This is a genomic window from Pseudomonas sp. AGC41, from assembly GCF_057334555.1.
In genome coordinates this window covers 1-11,438 of sequence record NZ_JBHFJB010000042.1, presented here as the reverse complement: position 1 = coordinate 11,438, position 11,438 = coordinate 1, and the positions used below count along the sequence as shown (strand labels likewise).

The window sequence follows — 11,438 nt, the reverse complement described above, 5'->3', positions numbered from 1 at the left end:
CCACAAAACACCGTGCGTTATTTTTGCTGGCGATAACTCTGCACCGCCGCTCCCAGCACCACTGCCCCAGCCGCAATCGCCAGCCAGAAACCACTGCGCGCACCATACGTATCCACCAGCCAACCCGAGCCGGCCGCGCCGATGGCCACGCCGATGCTCAGCCCGGTCACCAGCCAGGTCAGGCCTTCGGTGAGCCGCGCCGGCGGCACGATGCGTTCTACCAGGGCCATGGCGACGATCAGCGTCGGCGCGAAGAACAACCCCGCGACAAATACCGCCAGCGACAGCCCGAGGATATTGCTCGCCAACAACAGCGGCAGCGTGGTGACTGCCGTCGCCACCCCGCCGTACAGGAACAATCGTGGCAACGGCAGTTTCGAGCGCAGCGCGCCGAACGCCAGGCCGGCCAGGCATGAGCCGATGGCATAGACCGACAGCACGATGCTCGCCGCCGCCGGTTGCCCCTGGTGTTGGGCGAACGCCACGCTGACCACGTCCACCACCCCGACGATGACGCCCATGGCGATCATCAACAGCAGCAGCAATAGCACGTCGCTTGAGCCGATGATCGAGCCTTGGTGATGCGCCTGATGCGGGTGCACCGGCGGCTCGGTGCCGCGCTGCAGGACAAACGCCGTCACGCCGATCGCCAGCAGCAACACCGAGGCCAGCGGACCCGCCTCCGGGAACGCCACCACACACAACCCCACCGACAACGGCGGTCCGACGATGAAGCAGACCTCGTCCAGCACCGACTCCAGCGCATAGGCAGTTCGCAGCTGCGGCTGGCCGCGATACACCTCGGTCCAGCGCGCCCGCACCATCGCCGACATGCTGGGCATGCAACCGGCCAGCGCGGCGAACAGGAACAGCGTCCACTGGGGCGCCTGCAAGCGCGTGCACAACAGCAGCATCAGCAACGCCCCACCGCCCAGCAGCGCCGCTAATGGCAAGACTCGCCCCTGGCCAAAACGGTCGACCAGCCGCGACACCTGCGGCGCGCAGAACGCCGTCGCCAAGGCAAACGTCGCCGCCACCGCGCCGGCCAATCCGTAGCCACCCTTGAGCTGCGCAAGCATGGTGATCACGCCGATCCCGGTCATCGATATCGGCATGCGCGCGATCATTCCCGCCAGCACGAAGCCACGGCTGCCAGGGGCGCTGAACAGTTCACGATAAGGATTTGCCATGGGATGCCGCCTCAACAAGGGCCTGCAACTTGCCACAAAGGACGGTGCCGGGGAAAGCGCAAAACTGTCGGTGAAATGTGAAGACTGGCGCCTGCAAATGAACTCTGCGCGCCTGTCGTCAGTCAGCAAGTAAGGCCCTCAGTTCAAGGTGCTATCCCATGCAGATTTCTCTTGCCCGACAAGTTGCCCTGGTTACCGGCGCCAGCTCCGGCATTGGCGCAGGTTCGGCCCGGGCACTGGCGGCGGCCGGTGCCGCCGTGGTGCTCAATTACCATTCCAGCGCCGGCCCGGCCGAAGACCTGGCCCGTGAGATCAACGACAGCGGTGGCCGAGCCATCGCCATCGGTGCCGATGTGTCGAAGGAACAGGACGTCGAGCGGCTATTCGCCCAGACCGTGGACGCGTTCGGCGCGCTGGACATCCTGGTCGCGAACTCCGGCCTGCAAAAAGACGCCGCCGCCGTCGACATGAGCCTGGACGACTGGAACACCGTCATCGGCGTCAATCTCACTGGCCAGTTCCTTTGCGCTCGCGCGGCCTTGCGCATTTTCAACCGCCAGGGCATTCGCCAGGGTGTGTCCCGGGCCGCCGGCAAGATCATCCACATGAGTTCGGTGCACCAGCGCATCCCCTGGGCCGGCCACGTCAATTACGCGGCGTCCAAGGGCGGTATCGATCAGCTCATGCAGACCCTGGCCCAGGAAACCAGTCACCAGCGCATCCGCATCAACAGCATCGCTCCCGGCGCCATCCGCACGGCCATCAACCGTGAAGCCATGGAGGGCGACAAGGAACAGGAGCTGTTGCAGCTGATTCCCTACGGCCGGGTCGGCAATGTGGAGGATGTCGCCAACGCGGTGGTCTGGCTGGCGTCGGACCTGTCCGATTATGTGGTGGGCACCACGCTGTTCATCGATGGCGGGATGAGCCTCTATCCGGGGTTCCGCGGCAATGGCTGATCATGACGAACCGCAGAGCCCGATCGAGAACCACGGCATCATTGGCGACATGCGCACGGCGGCGCTAGTCAACGATCGGGGCAGCGTGGATTTTTTCTGCTGGCCGGAATTCGACAGCCCGTCGATCTTCTGCTCGCTGCTCGACACCCCTGAAGCGGGCATCTTCCAGCTTGCTCCGGATTTGCCGGATGCCCGTCGCCAGCAAATCTACCTGCCCGACACCAATGTCTTGCAGACCCGCTGGCTGAGCGATGGCGTGGTGGTGGAGATCACCGATCTGCTGCCCATTGGCGACAGCGAGGATGATCTGCCGGTGTTGATGCGCCGGGTGCGCATGACGGTCGGCAGCGCGAAGTTTCGCATGCGCTGCGCGGTGCGCCATGATTATTCACGCGCCGTGACTACCGCGCGCCAGGACGGCGACCACGTAATCTTCGAGGCCCCGCAGCAACCGAGCCTGCGCCTGTGCGCCGACCAGCCCATGACCCTGGATGGCCAGGCGGCGGTGGCCGAGTTCACCCTGGGCCAAGGCCAGACCGCCGAATTTCTCCTCGGGGGCATCGACGACCCGCGCCTGGTGGACGACACCAGTGCCCTGTGCCTGGAACGAACCCTGGCGTTCTGGCGCGGCTGGATCGGCCAATCCAACTACCGTGGTCGCTGGCGGGAAATGGTCAACCGCTCGGCGTTGGCGCTGAAGCTGCTGACCTCGCGCAAACAGGGCGCGATCCTCGCCGCCGCCACCTTCGGCCTGCCGGAAACACGCGGCGGCGAACGCAACTGGGATTACCGCTACACCTGGATCCGCGACGCCTCGTTCACCGTCTACGCGTTCATGCGCCTGGGCTTTGTCGACGAAGCCAACGCCTATATGCGCTGGCTGCGCGGCCGCGTCAGCGACTGCCGCGAACAACCGACCAAGCTCAACATTCTTTACGGCCTGGACGGCCGGCTCGAACTCCCGGAAACCGAGCTGACGCACCTGAGCGGCTACGGCAACGCGCGACCGGTGCGCATCGGCAACCTCGCCTACCAGCAGGTGCAGTTGGACATCTTCGGCGAGTTGATGGATGCGGTGTACCTGGTCAACAAATACGGTGAAGCCATCTCCCACCAAGGCTGGAAACACACGGTCGATGTGGTCGATCAGGTGTGTGAAATCTGGCGGGACAAGGACGTGGGTATCTGGGAAATGCGCGGCGAGGAGCAGCATTTCCTGCATTCGCGGCTGATGTGCTGGGTGGCGGTGGACCGGGCCATCCGCCTGGCGAGCAAACGTTCCCTGCCCGCCCCGTTCGCCCGTTGGGACGAGACTCGACAGGCCATCTATGAAGACATCTGGACCAATTTCTGGAACGACGAACACCAGCATTTCGTCCAGCGCTTGGGCAGCACCGCCCTCGATGGCTCGATGCTGCTGATGCCGCTGGTGCGCTTCGTCAGTGCCCGCGACCCGCGCTGGCTGTCGACGCTGGACGCCATCGAGAAAGACCTGGTGCGCGACGGCATGGTCTATCGCTACCGCACCGACGACGGCTCCATCGACGGCCTCAGCGGCACCGAAGGTTCGTTCGTCGCCTGCTCGTTCTGGTACGTCGAATGCCTGGCCCGCGCCGGCCGCGTGGAGAAAGCCCAACTGGAATTCGAACAATTGCTGCGCTACGCCAATCCGCTTGGGCTGTATGCCGAGGAATTCGACAGCCATGGTTATCACCTGGGCAACCTGCCCCAGGCGCTGAGCCATCTGGCGCTGATCAGCGCGGCGAGTTTCCTGGACCGCAAGTTGAGCGGGGAGAAAAATCATTGGCAGCCGTGAGGGGAAATTTGGATTATCCCCCGTGGCGAGGGAGCTTGCTCCCGCTGGGTTGCGCAGCGACCCCAAAAATTCCGGATTGAAAAGCGACGACCGCTGCGCAGCCGAGCGGGAGCAAGCCCCCTCGCCATAGTGGATCTGCTTTACACCAAAGCTAAACGCATTTGAGTGACTCCTGGTTGCCAGCCCCGCCCCCCCTCTCCTAAGATCGATGCACTCACGGGTGCAGCGGAGCTGCCCGATAAGAACCCGACTCAAGGACCCGACCATGACGCATATCCAACGTCCCATCACCACCGAACCCCGAACCGGGCTGAGCCGCGAAGAACTCTGGGACGGCCCGGACAAGGGCTTGATCAAATGTTGGGAAGTCGGCCGCGACCGGGCGCGGAGGTTCCCTGAACTGGCGCAACGCTGCCTGGCCGGAGAGCTGCCGGTGCTGGGCTGGAAAGGCGGAGTCAGCCGCAGCCTGAAGAAGACCGCCAAGTTCGGTTGCCTCAAGTATCTGGCCCAATGGCAGGGCCTGCGCGGCGAAGACCTGGACATCGACCTGGCCGAGGAACGTACCCTGACCTGCTCCAACACGAGCATGATCGTGACATTCACGCCAGACCGGGCCAAATATGTGAACCAGGAACCCGCCTGACCCCAACCGAGTGAAGCCGGAGGCCGACATGACATCTGCGCCCAGGATCAATTTCGCGGTGACGCCACTGCTGCGCATCGCCTATGAAGAACACGGCCCCGCCAGCGGCGAGCCGGTCATCCTGCTGCACGGTTTTCCCTACGACCCGCGGGCCTTTGACGAGGTTGCGCCGCCCTTGGCCCAACGCGGTTATCGGGTCATCGTGCCGTACCTGCGCGGCTACGGCCCGACCCGGTTCAAAAACCCGGCGATTGCCCGCTCCGGCCAGCAAGCGGCACTGGCCCAGGACCTGCTGGACCTGATGCACACACTCGACATTCCCCAGGCAGCGCTGTGCGGCTATGACTGGGGGGGCCGCGCCGCGTGCATTGTCGCCGCGTTTTGGCCCGAGCGCGTTCGCTGCCTGGTTACCGGCGATGGCTACAACCTGCAGAATATTCCTCGATCAACCCAGCCACTGGACCCGGAAACCGAATACCGCTTGTGGTATCAGTATTACTTCCACACCGACCGAGGCGTCGAAGGCCTGAAGCAGAACCGACGCGAGCTGTGCCAATTGCTCTGGCGCCTGTGGTCGCCGACCTGGGCGCGCGGCGCGGAGCTGTATCCGCTGAGCGCGCCTTCGTTTGATAACCCGGATTTTGTCGAGGTGGTGATTCATTCCTATCGCCATCGCTTCATGTACGCGCCGGGAGATCCGAAGCTTGAATGGATGGAGGAACAGTTGGCGGCACAACCGGCCATCAGCGTGCCGAGCATTTCCCTGTGCGGTGCCGATGACGGCGTGGGACCAGTACCCGAGCACGACGAAGATGCCGCGCATTTCACCGGAGGCTATGAGCGCCGCGTGCTGGCCGGCGTCGGCCATAACATTCCTCAGGAAGCACCTGAAGCCACGCTCAAGGCATTGCTGGATTTGCTTGAGGGCTGAGCGCAAACCGCTCGCGATAAGCCTGGGGCGTCACGCCCATGCCCCGCAGAAAGCTGCGACGCAAGGTTTCTTCGCTGCCGAAGCCGCATTGCAGGGCGACGCGCTTGATCGGCACCGCACTGTCGCAGAGCAGCCGCCGGGCAGTTTCCACGCGGATCAGTTCCACCGCGCGGGCCGGGGTCTGCCCGGTCTCGGCGCGGTAATGACGGACAAAGCTGCGCTCGCTCATACCGGCCTCGGCGGCCAGGCTCGACAAGCCCAGGTCGCGGGTGAGGTTTTCGGCGATCCAGGCGTGCAGTTTATCGAAGCGACCACCCTGCTCCTGTAACGCCAAGGTAGCACTGAACTGCGACTGTCCCCCGGGGCGCTTGAGGAACACCACCAGATGCCGCGCCACCTCCAGCGCCATCGCCCGGCCCAGGTCCTCTTCGACCAGCGCCAACGCCAGATCTATGCCGGCCGTGACGCCAGCCGAGGTCCAGACCGAACCATCCTTGATGAAAATCGGATTGGGTTCGACCTGCAGTTCTGGATGTTGCCGGGCCAGTTGTTCGCAACGGGTCCAATGGGTCGCCACCCGGCGTCCGTCCAACCAGCCACTGGCCGCCAGCAGAAACGCGCCTGTACATACTGAAGCGACCCTTCGCGAACGCGCTCCCTGATCCTTGACCCAGGCCACCAGCGCGGGATCTTTTGCGGCTTCGTACACGCCCCAACCGCCGGCAATCAACAAGGTGTCACTGCCCTCGCTGGGCAGTGGTTCGGCCATCAGCGCCAACCCCGCCGAGGACATCACCGCCCCGCCACCCGCAGCAATGACGGTCGGCGCATACGGCGCCGGTAAACCCTGCCCGCGGACCAGATCATTGGCCGAGGCGAAGACCTGCAGAGGTCCGGTGACATCCAGCACTTGTACGTTGGCGAAGGCCAGCACATGAACGGTTTTTGCTGTGTTTGGCATATTGGCGTGATTCGAGGGCTTATTGGCTAATACGCCAGATCCTACGAGTCTAAAGTCAAACCGTCCACCCCTCGGGCAATCATCCAAAGGAGCAAGCGACATGACGTTGCAGATCGGTTTTCTGTTATTCCCCCAGGTTCAGCAGCTGGACCTCACCGGACCTTTTGACGTGCTGGCTTCGCTGCCAGATGTGAAAGTGCATCTGATCTGGAAAGACCTGGCGCCGGTCGCCTCCAGCACGGGCTTGGTCCTGCTGCCAACCACCACCTTCGAGGACTGTCCGAAGCTTGACGTCATCTGTGTCCCCGGTGGTAGCGGCGTCGGTCCGTTGATGGAAGACGAGCAGACCCTGGCCTTCATCAAGCGCCAGGCCACTCACGCCAAATACATCACCTCGGTGTGCACCGGTGCGCTGGTACTCGGCGCGGCGGGATTATTGCGCGGCAAGCGCGCCACCACCCACTGGGCCTTCCACAGTTTGTTGCAGCCGCTGGGGGCGACGCCGGTCAAGGACCGTGTGGTCCGCGACGGCAACCTGCTTACCGGTGGCGGCATCACAGCGGGAATCGATTTTGCCTTGACCCTGGCGGCCGAGCTGTTCGACCAGGACACCGCCGAGCTGGTCCAATTGCAGCTTGAATACGCACCGGCTCCGCCGTTCGCCGCAGGTTCCCCGGACACCGCGCCGACGCTGGTGCTCGAAGAGGCCAACCGGCGCTCGGCGGAATCGTTCCGGGTGCGCTCGCAGATCACCCAGCGGGCTGCGGCACGCTTGGAATCAGCGTAGCGGCAGGTTCAGCCAGGCACAGCAATCCGATGCCTGGCTGGATGACCTATTCTTCCTGGCGATACAGGACCATTCCGGCGTGATACAGCACGCCATCGCGAAAATTGTCCTGAACTCCAAATGCCTTTCTCATGGGACGTCTCCTAGTGGTCGCCAGGTTTCAAAACGGGCTGGCCGTCGGCCGCACTACCAGTTCGCTGACGTCCACGTCCGCCGGTTGCTCGATTGCATAGGCAATTGCCCGAGCGATGGCCTCGGCGGGAATGGCGATCCTGCGGAACTCGCGCATCTCGGCCCGTCCGCCTTCGTCGGAAATGCTTTCGGCCAGTTCCGATTCGGTCACGCCGGGGGAAATCACCGTCACGCGGACATCCCCACCCACCTCCTGGCGCAGGCCTTCGGAAATCGCCCGTACGGCAAACTTGGTCGCGCAGTACACAGCGGCAGTCGGGCTGACGGTGTACGCACCGATGGAGGCGATGTTGATGAACTGCCCGCTACGCTGGCGCTGCATCAGCGGCAGCCCGGCGGCGATGCCGTGGAGCACGCCACGGATGTTGACGTCGATCATGCGGTCCCATTCCTCGACCTTCAGCGCTTCAAGCTTGGAGAGCGGCATAACGCCGGCGTTATTGATGATCACGTCGAGCCGGCCAAATTTCTCGACGGCGAAATCGATCAGGCTCTGGACATCGTCGCGACGGGTCACGTCCACGGCTTTGCAGGCAGCGCGGTGGCCGGCGGCTTCAAGTTCCTGCACCAGCGCTTGCAAGCGCTCCACGCGCCGGGCCCCCAGCACCACGCAAGCCCCGCGGGCCGCCAACAATCGGGCTGTCGCCTCACCAATCCCGCTGCTGGCGCCAGTGATGACCACTACTTTGTTTTGAATATCGGACATGATGGGTTCCTCGTCTGGATGCGTTGGCTCCCGGTGGGAGCGTTTTGACAGGTCCAGATTAGGGGGGTGTTCGACGCTTCGGTTAGCCGGATTCTCCTGCGCATTTGCACGATCCTGTAACGATAACGCCTCTGGTCGTTACGGCTGCAATCAGCTTTACTAGCGCGATCCTTTCAATTGGTCAGGGAGATTGATCGGCATGTCGGTATCCACGTCCATCACCATCACGCCCATTAACGGCGTAGATCAGCGTCGCGCCGAGCTGGCGAACCTGATGAAGCGCTTCGCACCGGAATATGGTGTCCACGCAACGGCCATCGAGGCCTTGCACCTGATCCGCAGCGACCAACCCACCGAGGCCTTGCACGTTGTGCACAAGCCCGGGCTGTGCGTGATTGTCCAGGGGCGCAAGGAAGTCACGCTGTCTGACGAGCGCTACGTTTACGACCCGCTCAATTACCTGGTGGTCTCGGTGACGCTGCCGCTGGCCGGCCAAGTGATCGAGGCCAGCCCCGAGCAACCGTATCTGTGCATACGCCTGGACATCGACCCGGCACAGATCTGCCAGTTGATCGCCGATGCCAGCCCAATTGGCGTACCGAGCGAAAGAGCCGATCGCGGATTGTTCCTGGACCGCATCGACGAGCCGCTGCTCGACGCAATGCTGCGTTTGCTGCGACTGCTCGACAGCCCGGACGACATCGCCACCCTCGCGCCGCTGGCCCAGAAAGAGATTTTCTATCGACTGTTGCGGGGCGCCCAGGGCAGGCGGCTGCACGAAGTCGCTATTCCTGACACCCAGCCCCACCGCATCAGCCGCGCCATCGAGTGGCTTAACACCCATTACGCCGAGCCATTGAGCATCGACAGCCTGGCGCAGATGATCAATCTCAGCCCTTCGGCACTGCACCATCGTTTCAAGGCCGTGACCGCCATGAGCCCGCTGCAATACCAGAAACAGTTGCGTCTGCAGGAAGCCCGACGACTGCTGCTGGCGGAAAACAGCGATGTTTCGTCAGTCGGCTACAAGATGGGCTACGAGAGCCCCTCGCAGTTCAGCCGTGAATACAGCCGTCTATTCGGCGCCTCACCGAGCAAGGACGTCGCTCGCCTTCGCGCCCAAGCGTTGCAAGCGAGCAGCGCCTGATCCTGAACACAAACAGGATCAGGCAAACCGAGGGCAGTATCCGACTAACGACCCTAGCCACCTCGCCCCTACTCTGAACCCATGCAGCAAGACAACCATCCGGGCTGCAACGGGTTCAGCAGATTTCGACATCTGAACGACCCGGCATTCAACCCTTTGATACGACCGGAGTCATTACCATGAAAACTTTCAATTTCTTGATTGCCGTTACCAGCCTTGTCCTGAGCGTCAGCGCTTTCGCATTGCCAAGCCAGCAACAGGATCGATTCTTTACCCAGGCGCCTGAGCCTACGCAGTCAGTGGCAGCAGACGGCGCGGATCGCACTCCTGGCGGTCAGACACTCGCTGCTGATGGCGCTGACCGTACTCCCGGTAGCCAGGTTCTCGCTGCTGATGGCGCTGACCGCACCATGGGACGGCGCCTGGCATGATGGGGCTATTCTTGGGACGAAAAAAAACCCGCCTAGGCGGGTTTTTCAAGGACCAGATTGACTTCCTGTCAGGCACTCCATGCCGGGTCCCATCATCCATGACCCCAAGCACTCCCTGTACTCAGTGGATGGATGTAGATTAGAGGGGATCAATAGGCAGAAAAAGACGAGAAAGCAGCGTCGCAACGTAAGCGTTTCGCTATGCGCCACTGCTACTTTATCTACAGGCGAAAAAAAACCCGCCGAAGCGGGTTTTTCCAAGACCATTACGACTCCCTGTCGGTAGCCATCCTTGCAAGGTCGATCGTCCCTGATCCTGAGCACTTCCTGTGCTTCAGTGGATGAGGCTAGATTACGCGTCGGATCCAAAGTGAAACAGAGGACATAGCTACCAAGCCGTGTAAGACATTCGCCTTATCACCCCTTCCGGAAACCCTTAGCACGGTCAGGTAACCGGCGTTTGGTCCTTGGGAACGATCATGGCTTGTTCAGATACTCTTCAATATTGGCCATCTGTTCATCCCAACCACGACTGTCCATTCGGAAAGCCTTGAGTCGACGCGCCTCGGGAATGTCATTGAACCCCGACTCCACTACCTTCAGCAGAGTGCCACCGCCCATGTCTTCAAGCTCGAATTGCACACGCGTCTCGGACTCTTGGGAATAGTCGGTCTGCGGCTCCACAGCGTAAGGATGCCAGCGAAACGAGAACACTCGCTCGGGTTCGACACGCTCCACCAGCACATCCCACACAAGATGCTCATAACCCAGATAGGTAATCTGCCCTTGGGTGCGCTCGCCCGCAACAAACCGCTGGCCCGCGAGATCCACGCCAAACCATTGGCCGAAGGCTTCAGCATTGGCCAGGGCTCGCCAGACCTGCGAACGCGGCGCCTTCAGCAAGATCTTTCTTTCGATACGATCAGATAGATGCATGGGTCGTCACCTCCTGTGTTCAACATTAGGCCTGTAAGACCACAAGGCCAACCGTAAAGTTGTATCGAAGCCTCGTTTGGTTACACTCCTCCAGCAGTTTTTACCCTCATGGAGAGATTGATGATGTCCACCCGTCTGTTGCTGCCCCTGATTCCGCTGTTGTTCATTGGCGCTGTCCAGGCTGACGTTTGCACCAACGCCACGACCCAAGGCGACATGAACCAGTGCGCAGCCCAAGAGAGCAAGGCTGCCGACAAGGAACTGAACAGCCTGTACAAACAGATCACAGCGCGTTTGAAAGACAATGCCGAGGCCAAGCAATTGCTCGTCACGGCACAGCGAGCCTGGATTGACTTCCGTGACGCTGAATGCAGCTTTTCTGCTTCTGGTGTCGAAGGGGGGAGCGTCTATCCGATGATTCAGAATGATTGCATTACAGCCCTGACGAAGGCGCGAGTGGAGGCGTTCAAGAGCTACCTCAACTGCGAGGAAGGAGACCTGAGCTGCCCGGTACCTGGGGCTTGATTGATGGTGTCGAAGAGGATGTCCTTCAGCCACCTTTTTAGCGCAAAAACAAAACCCCTACCTGCATCAGCAGATAGGGGTTTCGGAATTTAATCTTGACGATGACCTACTCTCACATGGGGAAACCCCACACTACCATCGGCGATGCATCGTTTCACTTCTGAGTTCGGGATGGGATCAGGTGGTTCCAATGCTCTATGGTCGTCAAGAAATT

Annotated in this window: 12 protein-coding genes and 1 rRNA gene; 8 read left to right on the top strand and 5 right to left on the bottom strand. The window is 61.8% G+C overall.

Features of this window, described 5'->3' with window-relative positions; genetic code table 11:
• Positions 1-17: 17 nt before the first annotated feature.
• Complete coding sequence (locus tag ACE04F_RS08385; protein WP_486105798.1) at positions 18-1,190, bottom strand: MFS transporter; 1,173 nt, start codon at positions 1,188-1,190, stop codon at positions 18-20.
• A 158-nt stretch (positions 1,191-1,348) separates the two neighbouring features.
• On the opposite strand from ACE04F_RS08385, the gene ACE04F_RS08380 reads away from it, so the two are divergent.
• The 4 genes from ACE04F_RS08380 to ACE04F_RS08365 all read left to right on the top strand — a co-directional run bounded on the left by ACE04F_RS08380 (position 1,349) and on the right by ACE04F_RS08365 (position 5,539).
• Positions 1,349-2,149, top strand: a complete 801-nt coding sequence (locus tag ACE04F_RS08380; RefSeq protein ID WP_486105796.1) for an SDR family oxidoreductase — start codon at positions 1,349-1,351, stop codon at positions 2,147-2,149.
• Complete coding sequence (locus ACE04F_RS08375; RefSeq protein ID WP_486105794.1) at positions 2,142-3,965, top strand: glycoside hydrolase family 15 protein; 1,824 nt, start codon at positions 2,142-2,144, stop codon at positions 3,963-3,965. The genes ACE04F_RS08380 and ACE04F_RS08375 overlap by 8 nt, the downstream gene beginning before the upstream one ends.
• Positions 3,966-4,230: 265 nt before the next feature.
• Positions 4,231-4,608: a hypothetical protein gene (locus ACE04F_RS08370; protein ID WP_486105792.1), complete on the top strand. Its 378-nt coding sequence runs from the start codon at positions 4,231-4,233 to the stop codon at positions 4,606-4,608.
• Positions 4,609-4,636: 28 nt separating this feature from the next.
• A complete protein-coding gene (locus tag ACE04F_RS08365) occupies positions 4,637-5,539 on the top strand; it encodes an alpha/beta fold hydrolase (protein WP_486105790.1) in 903 nt (300 codons plus the stop codon).
• On the opposite strand, the gene ACE04F_RS08360 is transcribed toward ACE04F_RS08365, so the two are convergent.
• On the bottom strand, positions 5,508-6,500 hold the full coding sequence (locus tag ACE04F_RS08360; RefSeq protein WP_486105788.1) for a GlxA family transcriptional regulator: 993 nt from the start codon (positions 6,498-6,500) through the stop codon (positions 5,508-5,510). The genes ACE04F_RS08365 and ACE04F_RS08360 overlap by 32 nt on opposite strands.
• Before the next feature lie 100 nt (positions 6,501-6,600).
• Between ACE04F_RS08360 and inhA the strand changes: the two genes are divergently transcribed.
• Positions 6,601-7,287, top strand: a complete 687-nt coding sequence (inhA, locus tag ACE04F_RS08355) for an isonitrile hydratase (RefSeq protein ID WP_486105786.1) — start codon at positions 6,601-6,603, stop codon at positions 7,285-7,287.
• 160 nt (positions 7,288-7,447) lie between these two features.
• Here inhA and ACE04F_RS08350 read toward each other — a convergent pair whose 3' ends face one another.
• Positions 7,448-8,185, bottom strand: a complete 738-nt coding sequence (locus ACE04F_RS08350; protein ID WP_486105784.1) for an SDR family oxidoreductase — start codon at positions 8,183-8,185, stop codon at positions 7,448-7,450.
• Positions 8,186-8,384: 199 nt separating this feature from the next.
• Between ACE04F_RS08350 and ACE04F_RS08345 the strand changes: the two genes are divergently transcribed.
• Together ACE04F_RS08345 and ACE04F_RS08340 are read left to right on the top strand one after the other, a co-directional pair.
• Positions 8,385-9,332, top strand: a complete 948-nt coding sequence (locus ACE04F_RS08345) for an AraC family transcriptional regulator (RefSeq protein ID WP_486105782.1) — start codon at positions 8,385-8,387, stop codon at positions 9,330-9,332.
• A 179-nt stretch (positions 9,333-9,511) separates the two neighbouring features.
• On the top strand, positions 9,512-9,763 hold the full coding sequence (locus ACE04F_RS08340; RefSeq protein WP_486105780.1) for a hypothetical protein: 252 nt from the start codon (positions 9,512-9,514) through the stop codon (positions 9,761-9,763).
• Between the two features lie 477 nt (positions 9,764-10,240).
• Here ACE04F_RS08340 and ACE04F_RS08335 read toward each other — a convergent pair whose 3' ends face one another.
• Positions 10,241-10,699, bottom strand: coding sequence for an SRPBCC family protein (locus tag ACE04F_RS08335; RefSeq protein ID WP_486105778.1), 459 nt, complete (start codon positions 10,697-10,699; stop codon positions 10,241-10,243).
• Positions 10,700-10,822: 123 nt separating this feature from the next.
• Between ACE04F_RS08335 and ACE04F_RS08330 the strand changes: the two genes are divergently transcribed.
• Positions 10,823-11,224: a lysozyme inhibitor LprI family protein gene (locus ACE04F_RS08330; protein ID WP_486105800.1), complete on the top strand. Its 402-nt coding sequence runs from the start codon at positions 10,823-10,825 to the stop codon at positions 11,222-11,224.
• A gap of 93 nt (positions 11,225-11,317) precedes the next feature.
• On the opposite strand, the gene rrf is transcribed toward ACE04F_RS08330, so the two are convergent.
• A 5S ribosomal RNA gene (gene rrf, locus ACE04F_RS08325) occupies positions 11,318-11,433 on the bottom strand.
• Between the last annotated feature and the right edge of the window lie 5 nt (positions 11,434-11,438).